Origin of the sequence: Aeromonas sp. BIGb0445 (genome assembly GCF_024809075.1) — a bacterium.
Lineage (GTDB): Bacteria > Pseudomonadota > Gammaproteobacteria > Enterobacterales > Aeromonadaceae > Aeromonas > Aeromonas rivuli.
Window position 1 is genome coordinate 78,265 of record NZ_JANUES010000003.1, and the last position, 22,290, is coordinate 100,554.

The following is a 22,290-nucleotide window of genomic DNA, read 5'->3' on the forward strand; positions in this document are numbered from 1 at the left end:
GACTCAGCTTAGCGTGGCTGAGCAGAGGGTCTAAACAACGAGGCCGCCGTCCCTGGGGACGGCGGCCTCGTGCTACGTGGCTCGTTCGGTTTTTTGCCTCAGGGCCTCACTGCCCGGGCAGATTGAGATCCAGTACCGGGCCCGGCTCGGCCTCGGCCGCCTGCTGGGCCGCCATGGCCCGCTGGAAGGCGCGCCGTTTCTGCCACAGCATGAAGCCCACCCCTGCCCCCAGCAGCGCCAGCACACCCAGACCGATCGTCAGCCATAGCCACCAGGGCGTGCCCTGCTCCTCCTCAAACCCAGGCGCGGGTGCGGGCACCGCCTCACTGGCGAGCGGAGCCCGCGCCACGGGCGCCAGCGCCGGATAGATGTCAAACGACTTGTCAGGCAGGGCGATACGCAGCTCCCGGCCACTGCGGCTGGTAGCAAACAGCTCGGCGCTGACGCGATACTTGCCCACCTGGGTCAACTTGGCGAGATCCACCTTGAGATCCCCCGTGCTGCCCTGGGCACTGAAGCCGGTGTGGGCACCGGTATTGCTGGTGGTCTCCCCCTTGATGGCGACCGTGGCCGGGTCCAGCTCATCCCCATCTATCTGCAGTACCAGCTCGGGCCCTTGCTGATCCCCGCTGCTGCGCAGCTGATAATTCACCGGTAGCGGGTAGAGCAGCACCTCCTGCCCACGGGCCCGCACGAACACCTGATTGCCGGTGCTGATCAGGGCCCGATACTTGCCAGCCGGAGCATCGAGCAGCACCTCGGCGGTCAGGATGCCATCGACTGGCACCTCATCGAGCCCCTTGCCATCGTCCAGATAATGGCCGATCGCCTTCTCAAACACCGGCTCCCCCTGCTGTTCCGGGGTGCTGAAGGCTTGCAGGCGGGCGGTCATCCCCAAGTCGGTCAGATAGTAGCTGCGATCCGGGGTGTTGCCATCGATGAGCAGGCGAGCCCCCAGCTTGAGGTACTCCCCCTGATAGAGACGCTGGGGCAAGGGCTGCATATCCAGGGTCACATCGCTGAGCAGCCGAACTCGGTTGCTGGGATCGATGGCCCCTATCGCCTGCCAGGGGCCCGCCATCGGATGACGTATGGTGATCACATCCTGATCCCCCAGGGCCAGCCAACCCACCTCGGGAGCCTGCACCCGGCCTGCATACAGCTTGCTGCCATCGGGGCGCACCAGGATCACCGAGGGGCTGCCCGGCTGGCGCTTGATGATAAAGGAGACCTCCTTTATCCCGTAATCGATGCGAAATCTGTTGTCGAGCAGCGGCACATCGGAGGGACCGAACACCTCATTGGCCTGTGCCATGCCGGGCAGTGTGCCAAGCAGCAAACTGCCCAGCAGCCAGAGCCATGATTGCCTCTGCTGACTACGGCGCCGGCCACTGCCTTGCACGACCCCAGATTTCATTGACGCCACAGGCAACTACCTCCCTTCTTCTGGACCAGATCCAGCCGGCTTTCATGGTCGGCCTGCGCCTCAGCACTGGCGCGGATCACCTTGAGTGGCGATCTGGTGGCATCCAGACGGCGTATGCCGGTGTCCTTGTTGGCATCATCCCCCCCCTCGGCGGCCAGATTGAGTTTGGTCTGGCCACCTGTCATCAACAGATAGACGTCTGCCAGTATCTCCGCATCGAGCAAGGCGCCATGCAAGGTACGGTGAGAGTTGTCTATGCCGTAACGATCGCACAGGGTATCCAGGTTGTTGCGTTTGCCCGGAAAGAGATCCCGCGCCATCGCCAGGGTATCGGTGACGGTACAGATATCGGTGGTCTTGAGGGAGAGACCCAGCTTGCTGAACTCATAATCCATGAAGCCCACGTCAAAGGGGGCATTGTGGGCGATCAGCTCAGCGCCGCGAATGAAGTCAATGAACTCATTCGCTACCTTGCTGAAGGGGGGCTTGTCGACCAGGAATGCATCCGTGATGCCGTGTACCCGGATAGCCTCGGGATCCACCAGCCGATCCGGCTTGAGGTAGACATGATAGTGGTTACCGGTCAGGCGACGATTGATCACCTCCACGCAGCCGATCTCTATGATGCGGTGGCCCAGATAGTGCGGACCCCCACTAAAGTTCATGCCTGTGGTTTCAGTATCCAGAATAATTTGGCGGTTGGCTTGGGCTGTGTTCATGTTCCAATCTATGTCAAACTTCGGTTTTACTCGCTAGTTTACCCCAAGGCTCATGTTAAAACAGATTGATTTATATACGGATGGTTCCTGCCTCGGCAATCCGGGCCCGGGCGGCTACGGCGCAGTCATGGTCTTCGGTCAGCATCGCAAGGAGTTGGCGGGGGGCTATCGCCTGACCACCAACAACCGCATGGAACTGATGGCCGCCATCGTCGGCCTGCGCACCTTGAGCGAACCCTGCCAGGTACGACTCACCACCGACAGCCAGTACGTGCGCCAGGGCATCACCCAGTGGATCATCGGCTGGAAGAAGAAAGGCTGGATGACCGCTGGCCGCCAACCGGTCAAGAATGTCGACTTGTGGAAGCAACTCGATACAGAAGCCGCCCGCCATCAGATCGAATGGCTCTGGGTCAAGGGTCACTCGGGGCACCCCGAGAATGAACGCTGTGATGAGCTGGCCCGGGATGCCGCCAGTGGCAAAGAGCTGGCCGACGATGTCGGCTACCAGCCCTGATATCCCCGGTGATTGACGCGACCAGCTACCAGCCCTGACGTGCCATGCCCGGCGCTGTCACCTGCTTGGCCAATTGCCAGGGGCGACGCACCGGGATCAACGGATAGCGCCGTTTGCGCGCCGCTATCACATAGACAGAGGCGAAGGGGCGCAGATAGTCACGGCCCAGGCTCTCGCGCCACCAGCCGATACGACTGCGCGGCCCCATCATGGCGTAGCCGAATCTGTCATCGAACATCACCTCGAATCCCAACAACTGCAACCAGTCGGTGACTCTGGCCGGACTGAACATGCGCGCCGACCAGGGCAGTCGGCGACTCAACCCAGGCAGCAGATGGCCAAGGCCGGCCAGGCTCAGAGGGTTGTAGCCGCTCAAGATGAGCCAACCATCATCGGTCAGTACCCGTTCGGCCTCACGCAGCACCTGATGGGGATCCACGCTGAAATCGAGCACGTGGGCCAGCAGACAGGCATCCACGCTGCCTCCCCTGACTGGCAATGCCAGGGGATCCCCTCGGCAATCGAGCAAGCGCCCCTGCCCGGCCATGCCAATCTGATGACGAATGCTGGAATGGCCACAGGATAGCTCGGCACTCAGGCTGCCAACTTTGAGCAGGTGATAACCAAAGAGTTGCGGGCACCAGCTGTCGAGCCGCTCCTGGATCTCTGCGGCGACCCAATCCCCCAGCGGGATCTCGGCCCAGCTGGTCGGGATCTCGAGCTGTTGTTCGGTGCGGGCCAGCTGCATAATAGGATTCAACCTCGGGAACATGGGTTAACACGCCATCCAGTTATATAAGATCCCCTTCATTAAGAGAACATAAAGAGGCCAACGCCATGTATCCAGTCATCACGATACCCGCTTTTAATGACAACTATATCTGGTTGATCAGACACGAGAATCATTGCCTGGTTGTCGATCCGGGCGACGCGGCTCCGGTCCAGGACCGGCTCGACAGTCTCGGCCTTGAGCTCGATGCCATACTGCTCACCCACCATCACCACGACCATGTTGGCGGGGTCGATGCGCTGCTCAAACGCTACCCCAAGGCCCGGCTGTATGGCCCCAAGCTGAACCCGCTTCCCGATCAGCACGGCCAGTGGCTCGATGAGGGGGACACGATTGGCTGGCACGACCTCAGTCTCACCGTCATGCATGTCCCCGGTCATACCCTTGGCCACATCGCCTACCATGGCAACGGCATGCTGTTTTGCGGCGATGCCCTCTTTTCTGCCGGGTGCGGCCGCATGTTCGAAGGCACCCCGGATCAGATGCATGATTCACTGATGCGGCTGGCCGCGCTGCCAGATGACACTCAGGTCTATTGTGCCCATGAATATACCCTCTCCAATCTGCGTTTTTGCCTCGCCGTCGAGCCCGACAATCTGGCACTGCAAAAGCGCATCGGTCAGATCAGCAAGCTGCGCCAGCAGGGCCTCCCGAGTCTGCCCACCCGCTTGGGTGACGAGCGGGAATTCAACGTTTTTCTGCGCTGTAATGAGCCGAGCGTAAAATTTTCTGCTGAGAAACAGGGGATGAAATACTTGGAAAATCCAGTAGATACCTTTGCCGTGCTCAGACGCTGGAAGGACACTTTTTGAACAAACCTTGATCAGGCCAGGTTTGCCGCTTATGATGCGCGCTGATTTTCTACCAAGATGACCTGCGTGAGATGAAGTTACGAACGGCCTTATTGGCGACGCTGTTACTCAGCGGATGCCAAAACCTGAATCATCAGGATGACCGGGCGCTAACGGCAAATGAGCCGATCAAGTCCCCACAAGTCAGCAAAAAACTGCATAAGAAACATGCATCAGGATCCTTCTTTAGCGACGATCAGCTAGACGAGGTGCAAGATACGGATAACCTTTGGGCCCGTATCAGCGATGACATGCAGTTGGATTTCCAGGATAACCAGCGCATTGGTCAACAACGTGCGGCTATCCTGCGCAGTGACAATCACATGGCCACCATTGCCAGTCGTGCTGAACCCTACCTCTACCTTATCGTTGAGGAGATCGAACGGCGCGGGCTGCCAATGGAGCTGGTGACCATCCCCATGATAGAGAGCATGTTTGATCCCCATGCCCGCTCGAGCAGCAATGCCGTCGGCCTGTGGCAGTTCGTGCCCCAGACAGGCCGTAATTTCGGCCTGCGTCATGACAACTGGTATGACGGGCGCCGCGATGTGATCGCCTCGACCAATGCCGCCCTTGACTACTTTGAATACCTGAATCGCTTCTTCGACGGTGACTGGCTGCAAACCATCGCCGCCTATAACGCCGGAGAAGGCCGGGTGCGCAACGCCATATTGCGCAACCAGAAACGGGGTCGCCCCACCGACTTCTGGTCCTTGGATCTGCCGCGCGAGACCCGCATGTATGTGCCCAAGGTCCTGGCCATGGCGGATGTGATCAGCAATCCCGACAAGTACAACATCACTCTGCCCATGCTCGCCAACGAGCCCAAGCTGCGGGTGGTCAAAACCGAAGGTCAGATCGATTTGCACGTGGCAGCTCAGCTCGCAGGAGTTCGTCCGGCGGATCTGAAAGAGGTCAACCCGGCCCTGACCCGCTGGACCACCTCTCCCAGGGGCTCCTACCGCCTGCTGGTGCCGGTGGAGTATGCCGACAGCCTGGAGCTGGCCCTGGCAGACTTGCCGCAGCGTGAGCGGGTACCTACGCGCTCCTATCAGGTCACCTCCGGTGACACGCTGTCCCGGATCGCCATGCAAAACGGGGTGAGCGTCAATCAGCTCAAGATGGCCAATAACCTGCGCGGCAATAGCCTGCGTCGTGGACAGACCCTCTATATTCCGACCGACGGCAAACCCGTGGCCACCGCCACGGTGCACAAGGCCGCGGCCAGCAAGCCAACCCGGCTCGCCGCCAACACCGCTGGCAACAAGCTGCAGTACAAGGTGCGCTCCGGCGATACCCTCTGGAACATCAGCCGTGCCCATGGGGTGACCCATAACGACCTGGCGAAATGGAATGGCCTCAACGCCAAGTCCGCGCTCAAACCCGGTATGCGGTTGGTGATCTGGCCCAAGGGTGCCAAGGGCGGTGATAAATCCATGGTCTATCAGGTGCGTCGCGGTGATTCGCTCTCCGCCATTGCCGCCCGCTTCCAGGTCGCCGTCGTGGACGTGATGCGTTGGAACCAGCTCGACAAGAGTGGTTATCTCAAGCCAGGCCAGGAGCTGACCCTGTTTGTCGACAACAACAGCTGACAGCCCATAGCCAAAAAAAACCACCTTCGGGTGGTTTTTTTATATCTGCCGTTGGCTGGCTGACGGCTTCGACACCCATTGCCGTCCTCTGGCGCGCCACCTCGCCTTCTGCAACCCAGTCAGGCAACCCGCTGCCTGATTGATCAGGCAGTAAAAAACCACCCGCAGGTGGTTTCTGATCGTGCCAAGCCTGAGGATGAGGCTTAAGGCGTCACGGCCTGGGCCGCGAAACGGGCCATGATCGGATTGTGATCGGAGGCATCTGTCGCCGGGCTCTTCACCTCGACCAGATCCAGACTCCGGTAGTAGAGATGATCCAGCGGGCGGCCAAAGGCACGGCGACGCAGATCCGGCGAAGGGATCGCTTCCTGCAGTCCCAGCTCCTCCACCAGTTTATCAAGCCAATACTCCCGCTTTTCACTCCAGGTGTTGAAATCCCCTCCCAGGATCACCGGCCCCTGGTGACGGTGGATCAGGGCGGTCAAATCGTTGAGCTGCTCGCGGAAGGTGGCCATGCCAAGTTCGAAGTTGACCGCATGGAGGTTCACCACCAACACACCGTCAGGATCGCCCTGTAAAGGGTACAGGCTCACCAGACCCGATTTGGGGATGCGCAGCAGTGGCTCGGGGGAGCGAACGCCGCAGACGAACGCCTGGTGCGTCTTGGCCACTGTCATGACGCCGAAGGAGACGCCACCTTGGGTGAAAGCTTGCAGCTGTTGCCACTGGAAACGACCCGCCTGCAGCCAGGCCAGCATGTCGGGCTTGGTCGCCGACTCCTGCAGCAGCAGCAGATCCTGATCCTGGGCAAACGCAGTCATGCCCTCGCGCCAGTTCTTGCGCTGTCCCTTGTACAGATTCCAGACGGTGATGCCGAACTCCCGCGGCAATGCCTCGGCAGCCAGGGCCACCAGGGGCGGTTGATGACAACTGAGGTTGGGCACTATGCCTTGTGCCGTGACCAGATGATCTCTGGACGGCACCTCGAAGCAGCCGACCAGCCCCAGGGTCAGCAGGGAGGTACCCAGAATGCGATAACTATTTTTCATTGGCTAACAACCACCTGGCTATCTTTGCGTGCTCGTTCAACAAAATATCATCCAAGCCGACTAGGCTGAACATTCGCGCCCAACGTCAAGCCACTGTGGAGGATCCCCATGCCCAGACAGCAACAATACCGTGTGACCTTTTACGATCAGCAGGGCAATTGCCATCAGGTTGAGTTATCCACCCGATACCAGATCAGGCGCGACCCCCAATGCGATCTCTGTGTGTTCGATACGAACCAGTGCGTGGGGTCTGAGGAGATGCTGGAGAGCATGATACGGCAAAAAACCGGGTTTGAGCAGGAAATATCCATCATCAACGCCCGGCTTATCTGAATCCCGCTTACAGGGGTACCGAACGCGGTTTACCCTGATCGTCTATGGCCACGTAGGTGAAGACCCCCTCGGTCACGCAGTAGCGCTGGGCATCGTTCGCCCGCAGCACCGGCTTGACCCAGACTTCCAATTTCAGGCGCATCGAGCTCCGTCCCACCTGCAGGCAAGTGCCATAACAGCAGACCACATCCCCCACTTTGACCGGGCTGTGGAAGGTCATGCCTTCTACCGAGACGGTACAGATCCGCCCCTTTGCCAGCTCCTTGGCCATGATACCGCCCCCTATATCCATCTGGGACATGATCCAGCCACCGAAGATGTCTCCATTGGGATTGGTGTCTGCCGGCATCGCCAGGGTGCGCAGCAGCAGATCCCCTTCGGGCTCACGGGCCGGGGTAGCTGTATTCGTGTCGACCATCATTACTACTCTCTATGATTGGGATGGCGGCATGATAGGGACAGGCTCCTCCCTTGGCAAATGCTATGCCGGGCCAGGGTGTGCCAGCGCCCGGCCGCCTGGCGCCTCCCCTCGCCGCCATGCCAATGGCCCGGGCTCATGCCTGCTCAGTCACCATCCAGTCTGCCACCTTGCACGCCGCCTCACAGTCGCGCGCCCGCCTCGCTCGCCAACCAGGCCAGAGGATCCGCTACCCGATACTCAAAACCGAGCTCGCGGCAGATCCGCGCTCCTGTCACAGGTGAAAAATCGCCAGCCGGTTCAATGAAATCAGGGGCCACCAGGCCAATACGCACGGCGGCGGCGCGGTAAAACTCCTGGCGACTGGGGTGACCGGGGGCGCTCAGGGTGTAGCAGGCACCTGACTCGCCTTGTTCGAGCAGCAGGCAGCACGCGGCAACCAGATCCTGCTGATGGACCAGATTGACCGCCTGAGCACCGCCGCTGACACTCTTGCCCGCCAAGAATCGTCCGGGATGACGGCCTGGGCCATAGAGGCCAGCCGGGCGCACCACTATGGCGCGATCGAAACCGGCAGCCAGCACGGCGCGCTCAGCCGCCAGCATGCGCAACCCCCGCTCGGTGTGAGGCGCGGCCTGCTCCTCTTCGCCCTGCCCGGGGCCCCACACCGAGGTGGCACTGACGAACAGGAGATTGCGCACCCCAGCGGCCCGGGCCATGGTGCACAACTGTGTAATGGCGCCAGGGTAGTCATCCGTCTTGCCTGGCGGCACACAGACGACCAGGTTGTCGACGACCAGGGGCCAGACAGAGCCCATCTGCGCCGAGAGATGCAACTGGCAGGCATTGAGGCCCTCGGCCCGCAGCACTCTGACCTTCTCCTGACGGGTCACCGTCACCGTCACCGCCCATCCCTCATCGCTCAGCGCGTGAGCCAGGGGAAGCCCCAGCCAGCCGGCCCCCACTATCCCTACGCTGGCAACCGCGTCTGCTGCGCGCTCTTGTGGTGCTTGTCGTAAGACGGCGTCTTGCATGCTCACCTCTGCTGTTGATAAAACCGTGATGACTGTGGAGGGGACGGCCAGGCTCGGCGACCCTGCCGGGCAAAAAACCAAAAAAAAAAACGGCCATCCATGATGACCGTCGAAAGTAACGAAGGAAATAGCTGGATGACCAGTCATCTCCCACAGCGGGAAAATCGGGAGCCTGAGCTCCTAATTCGTGGGGCTCATGCTAGTGTTCTCCCGGCCAAAAAGCTATGAAGCAGATCACAGTTGAAAGGGATTTCTGAAAACGCTTTCAGTTTCCGGCTTAAAAATGGCCCGCTTGGGGCCATTTTCTCATGCCATCTCGGTAACGGACTCCCGTGCGACCAGTTCAGCCTCGAACTTGAGGGTCAGCCCCTCCGCCGGTTTATGATCCAGCAGGCGCAGCGCCAACTCGGCGGCCCGCCCACCCATGGCTTCGATGGGGTAGCGCACCGTGGTGAGCTTGGGATAGATGTAACGGGCGTAGGGAATATCGTCGAACCCCACCACTGAGACCTGTTGCGGGATCTTGTAACCCCGCTCCAGCAGGCAGGAGATGGCACCCGCCACCATGGCATCATTGAAGCCCAGCACGGCGCTGAACGGCACGCCGCGCGCCAGCAGTGCCGTCATGGCCACATAACCGCCGTTCTCGTCGGCAAAGGCGCGGCCTATCAGAGCGGGATTGACGGCTATTCCGGCCCGTTGCAAGGCGTGGGTATAACCGGCCATACGCTGCTGACCGTCGACGAACTCCTCGTCATCCGAGGTGACAAAGGCTATCTGGCGATGCCCCGCATCGAGCAGATGCTGACAAGCCGTGGTGATACCCGCCTGATTATCCAGCCAGACACAGCGATCCTCCGCCCCCGGCACCTGACGGTTGATGAAGACCACAGGGGTAGAGCCTGCCGCCAGCTCGCTCAACTCGTCGTCCGGCAGCGCCTTGCTGTGCAGGATCAGGGCGTCACACTGGCGTTGCAGCAGGGCCTGTATGGCATGGCGCTCACGCACCTCATCATGGTTGCCTGACATCACAATGGTGAACTTGTCGGCGCGATCGACCACGGTTTCGATGCCGCGCATCATCTGGGCAAAGAAGGGGCCACCACACAGATCCCCCACCAGTACGCCGACGCAGTTGGAACGTTTACTGACCAGCGCCTGGGCAAAGCTGTTGGGACGAAAATTCAGCTCCTTCATGGCCGCCAGCACCGCCACCTTCTTCTCCGGGGCGACCTGGGCCGTGCTGTTGATGACACGGGACACCGTCGAGATGGAGACATTGGCCATGCGGGAAACGTCTTTAATCGTTGCCACTCTCAATTCCTTTCATTAGGGGTTCGCCGCGCTTGGCTCGCCATTATAGCGACTCGTTCAATCCTGAACGCGGCGCCCGATCACCTGACAGGTTTCTTTTTGTAACAAAATCTTGCCCCATGATACCCCCATCCACCCTGGAGAGGGAGCCGGGGCCACGCCGCACCGCCTCAGTATTGGTGGCGCAGTTCTCGTTCGGACATGAAACGCAGGGGTTGCTTGAGCCTGTGCCGATAGATGAGGTCGAACGACAGCACATTCTGCACATAGTTGCGGGTCTCCTGGTAGGGGATGCTCTCGACCCAGACATCCATCGGTTTGTCGGTGTGGGCATCACGCCAGCGTTTCACCCGGCCCGGTCCCGCGTTGTAAGCGGCGGCGGCCAGAATGCGATTGCCGTCATACACATCCAGCAATCGCTTGAGGTAGGCACTGCCGAGGCGAATGTTCATCATGGGATCAAACAGCTGTTGAGGATCCCGGTAAGGGACCCCCAGCTTGCTGGCGGTCTCCTTGGCGGTGGCCGGCATCAGCTGCATCAGCCCCCGCGCGCCCACCGGGGACTGCGCCAGCGGATAGAGGGCACTCTCCTGACGGGAGATGGCATAGAGCAGGCTGGTATCCATGACCCGCTCGCGGGCCATCTGGGAGAAGGTGCGTTGCAGCGGCAGCGGGAAGCGCAAGTCCAGGGCATCCCAGGCCTCGGCGCGAATGCTGGCGAGGATTGCCAGCTCATGCCAACCCTGATTGAGGGCAACATGGCCAAATTCGATGCGCTGGGCCACCGAGTTGCGATCCATGTTGTGGATCCACTCCGAGCGAGCCGCGGCGATTTCGTTCATGGCGAGCAGCTCCTTGACCCGGGCCAGGAAGGGCCAGCGTCCGGCGGCACTGCGCCAGTCCGGGGCCCTGACCTGCGGCTCATTCTTGAGGCGATAGGGCACCCCGCTGCGCTGAGCGGCCATAAAACCATAGAAGCCCCGCAGGCCGGCGGTCTCAATATAGAGCGCCTTGGCTGGCTTCTGCTGACCCTGCACTTCCAGGGCGCGAGCCTGCCAATAGCGCCAACGATCCTCTTTCTGCCGCGCCTGTGGCAGCTGTTTGATCCAGCCTTCGAGCCCGCGCCAATCCTCCTCCCAAATCGCAAGCCGTGCCCGCAGCTCCACCAACTCGGGTTGCGCCCGCACCTGGCCATCGACCCAGGCTCGCTGAGCCGGGGATCTATCCAACAGGTAACGCCGGGCAATGGCGTATTCAACCGGTTTGAGCTCCTGGGCGCTGAACGCGAAACGACTGCGATAGCTGGCCAATGCCCCCAGCACCCGATCCGGCTCGCTGTTGGCATAACGCACCAACCCTTGCAGCAGCAGCTGGCGCGAGTGCCGCTCCTGACTGAAATAGACGGGATTCATCACCTTGGCCGGCTGACTCAGCAAGCTGGCCATCAGGGTGCCACTGCCCTTGAGCCCGGCGCCAAGCTGATTGGTCAAATGATTCACCAGGTTGCTGTTGCCCCCTTCGAAGGCGAGCATCATCCGCGACCAGACAGCCTCCTGGGTACGTAACCCGGCACCTTGCCAGAGGCTAAACAGAGAGTCGCAGGCATCCGGGCGCGACTCGCCGCTCAGCCAGAGCTTGCCCGCCTCGCGCAGCCCCTCCTCGCGATGGCCGGTATGGTAGCGCGCCTCATAGTGCATGCAGCGCAGCTCGGTGGAGTTGGGGACGTCGGGATAGAGCCGCAGGAACTGGGACCACTGGTTGCTTTGAGCCAGATGAATGAGATAGCTGCGTTCCAGACGATTGGACTGAGGGGTATCGGCATGCTCCTTGATGAAGCGGGTGACCTCGCCATATTCGGCGCCCCCCGGACGAAACGCGAGCCGGTAATAGTCCAGATAAGGCAGCAGCGGGTAATGGTTGAGCTGGCTTCTGAGCGTCTGGAAGCGAGCCATGTCGTTGGCGCGCACCGCATCATAGGCCTGCCGATAGCGCAACTGATCCATGGTCTGCGCCATGGCCCCCGGCACCAGGAGGGCGGATAAGATGATTCCCCAGACGGCTTTCACTCGACTTCTCCCTAAAATCGGGCGCCCAATGGCGCCCTGTTCTGTCTCCCCATTCTACCCGTAAACGGCCCGGGCTACAGCTTTGCTGCGACGGAATTTCTCGCCTCCAACTTGCCCCCCATCCGTTTGACGTAGCGTTCCAGATAAGGCACGGGCAGCGGCTTGGAAGCCAGGTATCCCTGATAGAAATGGCAGCCCTGGGCCCGCAGAAATTCCAGCTGCTGGCGCGACTCCACCCCTTCTGCCGTCACGTTGAACCCCATGTGGCGCGCCATGGCGATCACCGCCTCGACGATGGCCATGTTGTCGCCATCCCGGGGAATATCCTGGATAAAGGATCTGTCTATCTTCAGCTCGTCGGCAGGCAAGCGCTTGAGGTAGCTCAGGGAGGAGTAACCGGCGCCAAAGTCATCGATGGCAAAGCTGATACCGAGCTGCTTGAGCTCGGTCATCTTGCTGATGGTGTCCTCCGCATGGCCCAGGACCACAGACTCGGTGATCTCCAGGTTCAGGCAGGCTGGATCCATGCCGGTCTGCGCCAGTACGTCATGGATACATTCGACAAAATCCTGGGCATGAAACTGCTTGGCGCTGACATTGACCGACAGTTGGGGAATATGGATCCCGTTCTCCTCCCAGCTCACATACTGGCTGCACGCCTCATGCAGCACCCAGTTGCCAATGTCGACGATGAGATCCGTCTCCTCGGCGATGGGAATAAATTCGGCGGGGGAGACCAGCGCGCGCCCCGGCGGCTGCCAGCGGATCAGTGCCTCGACCCCGATAAGATCTCCGCCTTCCACCAGGTGCTGGGGCTGATAATGCAACATCAGCTCGCCCCCGCTCAGGGCACTGCGCAATTCGTTGTGAATGAGCAGCCGCCTGTCCGCCTGATGCTGCATGGCGGCATCGAAGAAGCGACGGGTCTTGCGGCCCGCGGATTTGGCCTGATACATGGCGGTGTCCGCCTGCTTGAGCAGATCGTCCACCCCCTGATCACGTCCCGGAAACAGGGTGATCCCCACGCTGGCACCAATGTGCAGCACCTGTGCCCCCTGACGATAGGGCGCCGCTATCTCGCCAATCAATCGCTCGGCAATGAGATCGGCCTGCATCTCCGCCTGGGGCGGGCTGCTGGAGAGAGAGGGCAACAGCAGCACGAACTCGTCGCCGCCCAGACGAGCCAGACAATCCCCCTGGCGCACCAAGCGCTTGAGGCGAGTGGCCACCTCCTTGAGCAGCCAGTCACCGGTGGCATGGCCGAGGGAGTCATTGATGGTCTTGAAGTGATCGAGATCGATAAACAGCAGGGCACCGACCAGATGATCCCGGCTCGCCGCCACGAAAGTCTGTTCCAGGGTTTCATGGAGCTGGCGCCGGTTTGGCAGACCGGTCAGCTCGTCGTAATAGGCGAGATCCTGAATGCGGCGTTCGGCAGCCTTGCGCTCCGAAATATCTTCGAAGCAGATGACAAAGTGACTGATCCGCCCCTTGTCATCCTGCACCGGGGTCACGATTTCCCACTGGGGGTAACCATGACCACGGGCGTGGCGGCGCATCGTCTCCCCCTGCCAGCGGCTCAGATGGTCGAGCTCATACCCCAGGCCCCCTTCACTGGGCCAGAGATCGCAGCTCAGCCGCTTGCCAAGCACCGCCTGGCTGTCAAAGCCGGTGATCTGGCTGAAGGCATGGTTCACCCGCAGCACCTTGTAATCGGGATCCGTGATGATGATGCCTTCATGGGTCTCGAATGCCACGGCAGAGAGCCGTAACTGAGCCTCACTCTGCAACCGTTCCAGCTCGGCCACCATCCGCACCGAGAAGATGGTGAGTGCACTGGCCAAGTCAGGCAGCGCCACCGAGCCGGAAAAAAGCAGTGCCAGGTGGCCAAGCACCTGACCATGGCGATCGCGCAGAGGATGCCCATGATAGGTCTGGCCCGGGGCAAGCCAAGTTTGACCCTGTACTGGGGCCTCCAGCATCAGAGTCCGGGCCTGGCCTCCTTCATACAGGGTCTGACAGGGCATGCCCTCCAGCCGGTAGTGATCCAGTTCGACGCCATGGCTGGCCAGGACCCGCAGCGACGCCGCATCCCCTCGCTCGGCCAACCAGACAGCATCGGCATTGAGGATAAGCGCCAGTTCATCGACCAGGGTGCTGAAGAACTCCAGCCCCGTCTTGGCGGAGAGCGCCTGAGCCAATTGGGCCAGCAAGGGATCTTGCACCCGCAACACAGCACGCTCGTGGCTGGCCTGGGCTGACAGCAAGGAGCGATCGTTGACCTCTATCGGACTGATCCAGCCACAACAGAGCGCCTGATCGGGGAGATACTGGCCGCACCAGAGGTAATGATGGAGCTGACCATCCTCCCCCTGCAGGTGGCCAATAAACTGGCCAGGCTTGTCCCCTTGCTGCAGGCGGGAAAGGAATTGGGCAAAGCCGACCTCGTCGGCAGGATCCAGGTCATCGCTCCAGGGGTGAGACCCCTCCCCTTGCCAAAGCTGGTTAGAGGCATGATCCGAGACTCGCCATTGGCTCTGGGCCGGATCATAAAACCACATCATCTGAGTGGCCTGCTGCTTCATGTACGACTCCAACTATTGTCTCTGCCCCAGAATGCGCAGGATACCGAGATCGCCCTCGCCTTCCCGAATATAGTGGGGAAAGAAAAAATGGGTGGGGGCAGTGCGGGTGAAACCTGATTAAAAGTCGACAGACTGTGCTGCCAGGAAGGGACAGATAGGATCCAATTTCCCCATACTGCCTGCCCATTTCATGCAGCTCAAGTGCTTTTTGGTCCAGAAGCCGAAAAGATCACAATTTACAATTTGATGAATAACAAAGAACAGATAATGTGATCTGGATCACATTATCTCCCTCCTCCATGGGTATTCTGAAGGTGAAGACACAAGCAAGACGACCCGAAGGGGGCCAATATGAAAATTGAAATCACCAGTAAAATCATCGAGATCACCCCGGCAATTCGCGAGCGTATTGAATCTCGCTTCAACAAGCTCGAGCGTCTTCAGGTGCCGCTTATCACACCCCATGTGATCGTCTCCAAGGAACGACTGATGTTCAACATTGAAGCCACCGCCGGTATTCCCAACGGCAAACTCTTTGCCCAGGCAGAACACGAGGATCTCTACGCTGCCATCAACGACCTGGGACAGAAGCTGGAGCGTCAGCTCAACCGTTATACCGAGAAACCCCTGGCGCGCCGTGGCCAGTCTCCTCTCAAGGAGCAAGCCCAGCCGGAAGAAGCCGACGCGGAAGTCGATGCTTAATGTGACAAAATCATCAGTTGGAGAGAAAAAGGCGGCCTAGCCGCCTTTTTCTATGGTCATATCTACCAAGGCTGCCTGCGGATCCGACGATGTTGCGTACCCTGCCAGCCACCCCCAATCCCTCAACTGCGCCAGTGCAGGCTCGCATCCACCCCTTGAGCCAAGCTGTCCAGCAGCGGCAACATAACCAGGGGAGCACTCTCGCGCCCCTTGTTGGCCAACTGCCAGCGAGCCTCTACCCGTGCCCGGCCCAGGGCGCTCAGGTTGTCAAACACCCCTTCGTCCAGCACCGGCTGTCGCCCCACCAGAGGGGGAGGATTGAGCGCCAGCCAGAGCCTGGCATCCACCATGCTGCCCCCCTGCTGCAACCGTTCGGTCAGATGGGCACTGTCCGCTGTCTCATCGGCCTGCAAGGGGGTCGCAGGAGCCAGTCCAAACCGCGCGCGCCAGTCAATCTTCGCCTCAGGGGCGGATATCGCTTCATCGAACCAGGGTTGCTCCTCCACCGCCTCGGTGAGCAGGGCCAGGTGCAGGCGAAAATCGGCGCGATCGCCGCGCAGCAGATCCTGATTGAGACGCTGGCCGAGCTGGCTCTCATCGACCAGCAGACGTTCGCGGAGGGTGTTGGGTAGCATGATGACTCTGCGATATGAAAGGTACCCTGTTATCGGCCGCGCCGGGTCAAGGTTTAGGAGTCGTGCTCATGTTCCGCGGCGGCGCTAGCGCGCCAGGCCATCGGCGAGGATTCTGGGTGTCAATCGCAGCAAAACACCCGGCTCTCGGCGATGTCGCCCCTGCTACACACCCCTCAGCAGAGCCTGCCTGGCGCCATTCGATGCCAGATGGGGCGCCCTGAACAGCAAGAGGGGAGCCTGAGCTCCCCTCTTGTTCATTGCCACTGCGTCAGAGGGTAAAGCGGTAGAAGATATCCACCGCCTGGGCCACCCCGCTCATGGCCTGCAGATAGAGTCGCGGCAGCACTTCGTAGCGCAGCTTGAACTCGGCGATGGGGCTAAATACCCCTACCCCGTACTGGAACTGCAGACCGGGCAGCAGATAGGCAGAGAGCGTGACCTGGGTATCATCCCCGCTACCCTCGGTATCCAGGGAGACATCGCTCATGCCAAGGGACTCGCCAATATCGGACACCACGCCGCCGACCTGACCGACCGCCCCCGCCACCAAGAGGCCATTGAAGCCGCCATCCTCACCCCCTGTCTGCAGGCCCTTGCCGCGCAACAGGTAGGAGAGCTGTTCGGACTGCGCCATCTGCGGTTCCGAATAGACGGCTATCTTCGGCTTGGCCGCCGGTCCCGTCACCCTGACCCCGACCGTCACGTTGTCCTCTATGGTATCTGGATCCCGATAGGTCTCGATGTTGAGATAGGGTTTGTCCAGGGGACCGGAGAAGATGATGCGTCCCTCCTTGATGATCAGGTTCTGGCCATAGGCCTTGAAGCGACCATCTTTCAGCTCCAGCTGACCGGTGCCGGACAGGGGCTTCTCCGGCTCCTGATTGAGGTTGATCCCGCCGCTTACCTTGGTCTTGAGCCCCATGGCCTCGAGACGGATGTCATCCCCCAGCACCACGGCCACCTTCATCTCCAGGGGCAGTGCGGTCTGCTCCACCGGCGGTGCCAGCTCGTCATAGATAATGGTGACATCGTCGGAGCGCGCCACCGCACTCTCCGGCAAGTTCTTGACCAGGATCCGCGCCCAGGGGATCACTATCTTGCCGGTTATTTCGGTCTTGCCCCCAAGGGAAATAGCGAGATCCGGCGAGACCCGCACCCGGCCCATGCCCGGATATTGCGCCTCCAGATCCTTGCCCTGTATGGTCAGGCTGCCTTCGATGGGCGTCTTGGCCCAGCTCAGCCAGCCCCCCAGAGCGAGGGGGCCCTTGCCGACCAGCATGCTGCCATCGAGCTCGGCCCGGTTGCCCTCAATCTTGAGGCGGGTCTTGAGCTGCTTGAGAGTCACCATGTCGGTGTGGGTCTGCACCTCGCCCTCGACCAGATTGAGCTGGCCAAACAGCAGCGGTGCCTTCAGGGTGCCATCGAAGCGAGTGTCGGCACTGATCACCCCTTGCAGGGAGCGCACCTCTGGGATCAGGGGGGCAAACGGACTGAGTTTCAGGCCGGTGAACTTGAGCTGACCGGACAGAAGACCACGTCCGCTCGGATCCTTGATGATGAGGTCAGTGTCTATGCTGCCAATGTCACCCGAGACGAAATCGAGGCGCAAATTCGCCTGTTGAGGTTCGAGATCGAAACCGATGGCGAGTTGCTGGTAGCTGGTCTTGAGCTCATCGGCGATGAAGGTGCCCGGGGTGGTGCGCAAGGTGGCATGCACCCTGGGCTGACCCCCCTTCCAGCTGGCGCGACCATCGGCCGACAGCACCGCCTGCCACTGGAAATTATCCGGCAGCCAGGGTCGCAACCGTTTCAGGTCGAACTCGTTCAGGGCAAAGGCCAGCTCCCCCTGGGCCGCCGAGATCTGGCTTCCTTTGACACACAGGCTCGACTGCTGGGAGCCGAGGCAGAGATCGCTCATCGCCAACCGCTGCTTGTCGAGATCGACGTCCAGATTCCAGGGCGCCTTGAGTTTCCAGCGCTTCATCGGGGTCTTGATGCTGAGCTCCGTCAACGCCCCGCGCCAGTGACTCTGCTGCACGCCGCCATTGAGACGCAGATTGGCGGCCAGGGGATCTCCTTTCATGTCCAGAGACAACTGGTGACGGCCAAGATCGCCATCGGCATCCAGCTTGATCTGTTTGAGGACTGTGCTGCCCTGGGTCAGATTGGCCACCGTCAAGGCCAGCTTGCCGGCGGGCACCTCCCCGATCACACCATTGCCCTTGAGCACTATGCCCTTGAGGTCAGTACCGGCGTAGAAGAGACGGGTCGAGCTCAGGGCCGCATTGACCCGCGGCGCCTGCTGGTTGCCGCCCAGCGCCAGGGTACCGCTCAAGTCGCCACGCAAACCGGGATAGAGCCCGGAGAGATCCGGGGCGACCAACTGGGCATCGAGCTGCCACAGCTTTTCGGTGAGCTTGCCCTTGGCCTGCAACTTGTTGGGGCCGGTTTGCAGCGCGAAGGCGGGGATCTGCCAATTCATGGCATCATCACCGCTGAGCTGGCCGGTGATGGCGAGGGGATATTTGTTGAGCTTGCCGTCGACCTTGAGGGCCGGCACCTTGAGCTGCCAATGACCGGTGTCGCTTAGCTGAAACTCACTCTCGACCCGGCCAGCCAGGGTGCCCTTGATCTCGGGCACCAGCTCGGCGGGATCTATCCCCTTGAAGCTGGTGACCCCCTGCCACTGCACGCCCTTTTGCCAGGCCAGCTTGCCATCGAGCTTCAGCTCTCCTTGCAGGGCATTGAGCAGCAGGTCGATGTTGCTGAGCTGACCCAGATCGCCCTTGCCCTTGAGGGCCAGCTTGAAGGGGGGCACATCCGTGCCCTGCCCCGAGGTATTCAAGGCGAACTGGTAGCCCGACAGTGCCCCCTTGGCGGTCAGGCTCCCTTTCTTCAACTGATAACTGGGCTCATCTTCTGCCGGCTTGTGCAGCGGCCAGTTGAGACCGGGCCAGCTCAGTTTCAGATCGAAGGGCAGATCGGGATCCAGGGCTGCCAGTGACCCCTTGAGGTTGGCCGCCACCGGTCCCTTGGCATCCAGAGCCAGGGCCAGCTTGCCGACCGAGCCCCCCAGGGTCAGGGTCGCCTGTTCGCCCTTGAGCTGATTATCGAGCAGGGCCTTGCGCGCCTTGGCGGTCAGGGTCAGGTCGAGGGGATAATCATCCAGCAGACTGATGTGACCCTTGAGATCCAGGTCGGCCATGGCGTGGCGCAGGAACAGCTGATCGATATCGATGCGATCCCCCTCCCCCCGGACCGAGAGCAGCAGCTTGTCGATGCCCTCCTTGAGATCCCCTTGCTGGTAGCTGAGTCGGGTCAACATGACCCCCTCGAGGCGCAGCGGGAAAGGCAGCTCTATCTTGGGCAGTTCGATGGCGATGGCGCCCTGCTCAGAACTCGCCACCAGGGTCGTCGATTTCGCAACCTTGGCGACGGGCTCATGTTTGGACCCTTTGCTCTCTTTGGGCTCAGCCGCCGCAGCGGGCGCGGCCTCCGCCAGCTTGACCGTCAATCCATCGAGCACGGGGCCACGGACCGTCAGGCCATGCCTGTCCAGCTTGGCGCCGATGTCGAGAGACTTGAGCACCAGCGCCAGACCGGGAACATCGACGTCCAGATCGCTGAGCTTGAGGGCATCAATCTGGATGCGGATCGGCAGAGGGCGCCAGACGAAGGGTTCGCTGGGGGTCGCTTCGCTCGGCGCCGACTCGGCCACCTTGACCACCGGATGGGTCAGGCTCAGGGATCGGATCCAGAGCTGGCCTTGCAGCAACTTGCCCAGATCCCAGTCGAGCACGGCGCGCTCGACCCTGGCATCCACCAGCTCATCCTGCCAGCCGACCCCTTCCAGGGTCCAGCCATAGCCAAGCTGACCGGCCACCAGCTCCCCCTTGAGGGCGGGCAGGGCCGACTTGGCCTGCTCCCAGAGCCATTTATTACCCTGGTGAGTAAAACAGAGCAGGCTGATGCCAATCAGCAGCAGGAAGACAAGGCCCATCAGCCAGAGGAAAATGCGTTTTAGCCAGATCATAATTCAGGCCCCAGGGCGAAGTGCAGGCGCAGGGGTTTATCCTCCTCCGAGATGCCAACCGCCAGATCCAGCCTGACCTGACCGATTGGCGTGACCCAGCGCACCCCGACCCCGGTGCCTATCTTCCAGGGCTCCTGATAGTCATCGGTGGCGGTGCCGCCATCCACAAACAGGGCCCCCAGCCACTTCTCGCTGAATCTGTAGTTGTATTCGGCGCTGAGCGCCGTGGTATAGCGGCCACCCAGGAGTTGACCATCCGCATCCCTTGGCCCTATGTCCTCATAGCCATAGCCCCGTACCGTCTGATCGCCACCGGTAAAGAAGCGCAGGGAGGGCGGCACCAGAGAGAAGTCATCACCGATGATGGCCCCCTGCTCAGCTCGCAGCAGAAAACGGTTGTTGTCCCCTAAGGTGCGCAGCCATTTGGTGCGGCCCCAGGCGCGCATGAAGCGAATATCCGAGCCCCAGGTAGGGTCGGAAAACTCCAGGGTCAATTGCTGTCTGTCGCCCCAATCCGGCACCAGGCCGCCACGCAGCCGCAGCCTGGACCAGGCGACGCCGGGGATCAGCAGCAGGCTGTTACCCGCGTCCGAGCCCTGCTCATAACGTTCGTTTTCCAGCCGCACGAAGACGTCCCTGTCCCAGGCATCCGGTCGCCGTTTCCAGCGATGGACACCGACTGTGGTCAAGTCGGAGCGGGTGTCATTGTTGTTGGTGTAGCGATAACCGGCCTGCAGCGAGTAGTAATCCTGCAGCGGATTCTTGCCAATGATGGGGATCTGGTAGTCGAAACTGAGATCAGCCTGAGGCGCCGACACATTGGCGGTGGCATTGAGGCGGTGACCATAACGGTTTATCCAGGGTTTCTCCCAGGTGGCACTCACCCGGGGGCCCACGTCGGTCGCATAGCCGATACCCGTTTCTATCTCGTGCTGGGTGCGCGGTGCCAGGGTGACCTGGATAGGCACCTGATCTCCCTGGGCCTCGCTGATGAGGGGTTTGAGATCGACCTGCTTGAATAGCTTGGTCGAAGAGATGTCCTGGGAGGTCTCCGCCATCTTGATGGCGAGATAGGGATCGCCGCGTTTGATGCTGACCAGCGGCTTGATGAGGCGCAGCGCCTCCGGGGTCGCGGTATAGCGCACCTCGCCAAAGTGATAGCGAGTACCTGAACGAAACACTATGTAGATCTCGGCGGTGCCCTTCTCCGGGTATACCTTCACCTGGCTCTTGCTGATGCGGGCATTGAAGTAACCCCGCGCCAGCCCCAGGCTGCCAAGATCGGCCTTGATGGATTCGTACTTGCCGTGATTGAGCGGTTCCCCCTCCTTGAGGGGCAGCTTGTCGAGCAGTTCGCTATAGATCTCGTCGCTGCCCGCATCCCCCTCGAGCAGCACATCCAGCCGGGAAATCAGCACCGGATCTCCCGCCTTGACGTCGACGATCACCCTGGAGGGCTTTTTCTTGTCCCGGCTCAATTTGACCTTGGGCTGGTAATAGCCGAACACCTGCAGGGCCTGCTCGGTGCCCTCAATGATCTTGGCGCGGGCAGGGCGGTATTGCCGCTCCTGGAAGACGGGCAAGGCATTGAGATAGGCCTCGACGTTCTCTTTGTTGGCGCCCTTGATACCCTTGACCTCATAGGTCAGCTTGGCGGCCATGACGGGAGACGCCAGGCAACTGAGGCAGAATGTCAGCCAGAGCCAGGCACGCACCCGGCGGCGCGGCTGCGATTTACCCGCAGGTATGGGCAGATAGCATCCTGTCAAACGTCAACTTCCCCAAGTCTCATGCTCAAGCGAACGATGCAGGTCACATCGTGGTAAGGGTGGCGGCTCCCGCCCAGGGCGAAGCGGCTTGCATTCAATGACTGGCATCCTACCATAGTCCCATGGCGGTTTCAGACCCATCAGCAACCTGGATTTGTCATAAAATTTAACCAGTTGGCTATAAGTTAATCCAAGGGGGTGGAATTGGCGCCCCATCAGGCTAAATAGTGGTCAATGCAGTCGCACCCCGAATGGCTTGCACGGGATGAGCACGGCGGATGGCGCGACAAATATTGTCGGCAGAGAAGTCGGGATCCTCTCCCTCTCTCCCGCTGAGCAAGCAAGCCCGTGGCCCACCCCATCAGAACCCAGCCTCGGGAAATGTCACGGACAACGCCACTTATTCATTGATTATCATGATGTTAAGTGCAATACCCTACTCCTTCGCTCGCCTTAA

The 22,290-nt window shown here is 60.7% G+C and carries 17 protein-coding genes; 5 read left to right on the plus strand and 12 right to left on the minus strand.

Features of this window, described 5'->3' with window-relative positions:
• Positions 1 to 106 precede the first annotated feature (106 nt).
• Together M2367_RS07125 and dnaQ are read right to left on the minus strand one after the other, a co-directional pair.
• The gene (locus M2367_RS07125) at positions 107 to 1,417 is read right to left on the minus strand and encodes a TIGR03503 family protein (protein WP_259236277.1); all 1,311 of its coding nucleotides are present in this window, start codon (positions 1,415 to 1,417) and stop codon (positions 107 to 109) included.
• A complete protein-coding gene (gene dnaQ, locus M2367_RS07130; protein ID WP_042039674.1) occupies positions 1,414 to 2,145 on the minus strand; it encodes a DNA polymerase III subunit epsilon in 732 nt (243 codons plus the stop codon). Before dnaQ ends, M2367_RS07125 begins: the two co-directional genes overlap by 4 nt.
• A gap of 52 nt (positions 2,146 to 2,197) precedes the next feature.
• Here dnaQ and rnhA point away from each other — a divergent pair, with 52 nt between their 5' ends.
• Positions 2,198 to 2,662 (plus strand): ribonuclease HI, encoded by a 465-nt coding sequence (rnhA, locus tag M2367_RS07135; protein ID WP_259236278.1) that lies wholly within the window; start codon positions 2,198 to 2,200, stop codon positions 2,660 to 2,662.
• A 25-nt stretch (positions 2,663 to 2,687) separates the two neighbouring features.
• On the opposite strand, the gene M2367_RS07140 is transcribed toward rnhA, so the two are convergent.
• Positions 2,688 to 3,410 (minus strand): class I SAM-dependent methyltransferase, encoded by a 723-nt coding sequence (locus tag M2367_RS07140; protein WP_042039676.1) that lies wholly within the window; start codon positions 3,408 to 3,410, stop codon positions 2,688 to 2,690.
• Between the two features lie 89 nt (positions 3,411 to 3,499).
• Between M2367_RS07140 and gloB the strand changes: the two genes are divergently transcribed.
• Both gloB and M2367_RS07150 read left to right on the plus strand, forming a co-directional pair.
• Complete coding sequence (gene gloB / locus M2367_RS07145; RefSeq protein ID WP_259236279.1) at positions 3,500 to 4,264, plus strand: hydroxyacylglutathione hydrolase; 765 nt, start codon at positions 3,500 to 3,502, stop codon at positions 4,262 to 4,264.
• Between the two features lie 71 nt (positions 4,265 to 4,335).
• Positions 4,336 to 5,895, plus strand: coding sequence for a LysM peptidoglycan-binding domain-containing protein (locus M2367_RS07150; RefSeq protein ID WP_259236280.1), 1,560 nt, complete (start codon positions 4,336 to 4,338; stop codon positions 5,893 to 5,895).
• 203 nt (positions 5,896 to 6,098) lie between these two features.
• Here M2367_RS07150 and M2367_RS07155 read toward each other — a convergent pair whose 3' ends face one another.
• Positions 6,099 to 6,944: an endonuclease/exonuclease/phosphatase family protein gene (locus M2367_RS07155; RefSeq protein ID WP_042039681.1), complete on the minus strand. Its 846-nt coding sequence runs from the start codon at positions 6,942 to 6,944 to the stop codon at positions 6,099 to 6,101.
• A 108-nt stretch (positions 6,945 to 7,052) separates the two neighbouring features.
• Here M2367_RS07155 and M2367_RS20395 point away from each other — a divergent pair, with 108 nt between their 5' ends.
• Positions 7,053 to 7,277, plus strand: a complete 225-nt coding sequence (locus tag M2367_RS20395) for a hypothetical protein (protein WP_005893866.1) — start codon at positions 7,053 to 7,055, stop codon at positions 7,275 to 7,277.
• A gap of 7 nt (positions 7,278 to 7,284) precedes the next feature.
• Here M2367_RS20395 and yciA read toward each other — a convergent pair whose 3' ends face one another.
• The 5 genes from yciA to M2367_RS07180 all read right to left on the minus strand — a co-directional run bounded on the left by yciA (position 7,285) and on the right by M2367_RS07180 (position 14,694).
• A complete protein-coding gene (gene yciA, locus M2367_RS07160) occupies positions 7,285 to 7,698 on the minus strand; it encodes an acyl-CoA thioester hydrolase YciA (RefSeq protein ID WP_042039684.1) in 414 nt (137 codons plus the stop codon).
• A 179-nt stretch (positions 7,699 to 7,877) separates the two neighbouring features.
• Positions 7,878 to 8,729, minus strand: a complete 852-nt coding sequence (locus M2367_RS07165) for an NAD-dependent epimerase/dehydratase family protein (protein WP_084218091.1) — start codon at positions 8,727 to 8,729, stop codon at positions 7,878 to 7,880.
• A 306-nt stretch (positions 8,730 to 9,035) separates the two neighbouring features.
• On the minus strand, positions 9,036 to 10,043 hold the full coding sequence (locus M2367_RS07170; protein WP_042039688.1) for a LacI family DNA-binding transcriptional regulator: 1,008 nt from the start codon (positions 10,041 to 10,043) through the stop codon (positions 9,036 to 9,038).
• 170 nt (positions 10,044 to 10,213) lie between these two features.
• A complete protein-coding gene (locus M2367_RS07175; RefSeq protein ID WP_259236281.1) occupies positions 10,214 to 12,109 on the minus strand; it encodes a transglycosylase SLT domain-containing protein in 1,896 nt (631 codons plus the stop codon).
• Between the two features lie 74 nt (positions 12,110 to 12,183).
• Entirely contained in the window at positions 12,184 to 14,694 is a 2,511-nt protein-coding gene (locus tag M2367_RS07180; protein WP_224432593.1) for a bifunctional diguanylate cyclase/phosphodiesterase, read from the minus strand.
• Positions 14,695 to 15,045: 351 nt separating this feature from the next.
• Between M2367_RS07180 and hpf the strand changes: the two genes are divergently transcribed.
• On the plus strand, positions 15,046 to 15,396 hold the full coding sequence (gene hpf, locus M2367_RS07185; RefSeq protein ID WP_042039693.1) for a ribosome hibernation-promoting factor, HPF/YfiA family: 351 nt from the start codon (positions 15,046 to 15,048) through the stop codon (positions 15,394 to 15,396).
• Positions 15,397 to 15,518: 122 nt separating this feature from the next.
• Here hpf and M2367_RS07190 read toward each other — a convergent pair whose 3' ends face one another.
• The 3 genes from M2367_RS07190 to M2367_RS07200 all read right to left on the minus strand — a co-directional run bounded on the left by M2367_RS07190 (position 15,519) and on the right by M2367_RS07200 (position 21,833).
• Entirely contained in the window at positions 15,519 to 16,031 is a 513-nt protein-coding gene (locus tag M2367_RS07190) for a VC2046/SO_2500 family protein (RefSeq protein ID WP_259236282.1), read from the minus strand.
• 268 nt (positions 16,032 to 16,299) lie between these two features.
• Positions 16,300 to 20,064, minus strand: a complete 3,765-nt coding sequence (locus M2367_RS07195; RefSeq protein WP_259236283.1) for a translocation/assembly module TamB domain-containing protein — start codon at positions 20,062 to 20,064, stop codon at positions 16,300 to 16,302.
• Positions 20,061 to 21,833 carry an autotransporter assembly complex family protein gene (locus tag M2367_RS07200; protein WP_404972862.1) on the minus strand — a complete coding sequence of 591 codons (1,773 nt, stop codon included), beginning with the start codon at positions 21,831 to 21,833 and terminating at the stop codon, positions 20,061 to 20,063. The genes M2367_RS07195 and M2367_RS07200 overlap by 4 nt, the downstream gene beginning before the upstream one ends.
• Positions 21,834 to 22,290 lie beyond the last annotated feature (457 nt).

What these genes read in the sequence shown, in the direction of transcription:
- M2367_RS07125 (WP_259236277.1), bottom strand. Translation starts at nt 1,417, where the DNA reads ATGAAATCTGGGGTCGTGCAAGGCAGTGGCCGGCGCCGTAGTCAGCAG.
- hpf (WP_042039693.1), top strand. Translation starts at nt 15,046, where the DNA reads ATGAAAATTGAAATCACCAGTAAAATCATCGAGATCACCCCGGCAATT.
- M2367_RS07180 (WP_224432593.1), bottom strand. Translation starts at nt 14,694, where the DNA reads ATGAAGCAGCAGGCCACTCAGATGATGTGGTTTTATGATCCGGCCCAG.
- yciA (WP_042039684.1), bottom strand. Translation starts at nt 7,698, where the DNA reads ATGATGGTCGACACGAATACAGCTACCCCGGCCCGTGAGCCCGAAGGG.
- M2367_RS20395 (WP_005893866.1), top strand. Translation starts at nt 7,053, where the DNA reads ATGCCCAGACAGCAACAATACCGTGTGACCTTTTACGATCAGCAGGGC.
- M2367_RS07165 (WP_084218091.1), bottom strand. Translation starts at nt 8,729, where the DNA reads ATGCAAGACGCCGTCTTACGACAAGCACCACAAGAGCGCGCAGCAGAC.
- gloB (WP_259236279.1), top strand. Translation starts at nt 3,500, where the DNA reads ATGTATCCAGTCATCACGATACCCGCTTTTAATGACAACTATATCTGG.
- rnhA (WP_259236278.1), top strand. Translation starts at nt 2,198, where the DNA reads ATGTTAAAACAGATTGATTTATATACGGATGGTTCCTGCCTCGGCAAT.
- M2367_RS07195 (WP_259236283.1), bottom strand. Translation starts at nt 20,064, where the DNA reads ATGATCTGGCTAAAACGCATTTTCCTCTGGCTGATGGGCCTTGTCTTC.
- M2367_RS07140 (WP_042039676.1), bottom strand. Translation starts at nt 3,410, where the DNA reads ATGCAGCTGGCCCGCACCGAACAACAGCTCGAGATCCCGACCAGCTGG.
- M2367_RS07155 (WP_042039681.1), bottom strand. Translation starts at nt 6,944, where the DNA reads ATGAAAAATAGTTATCGCATTCTGGGTACCTCCCTGCTGACCCTGGGG.
- M2367_RS07150 (WP_259236280.1), top strand. Translation starts at nt 4,336, where the DNA reads ATGAAGTTACGAACGGCCTTATTGGCGACGCTGTTACTCAGCGGATGC.
- dnaQ (WP_042039674.1), bottom strand. Translation starts at nt 2,145, where the DNA reads ATGAACACAGCCCAAGCCAACCGCCAAATTATTCTGGATACTGAAACC.
- M2367_RS07190 (WP_259236282.1), bottom strand. Translation starts at nt 16,031, where the DNA reads ATGCTACCCAACACCCTCCGCGAACGTCTGCTGGTCGATGAGAGCCAG.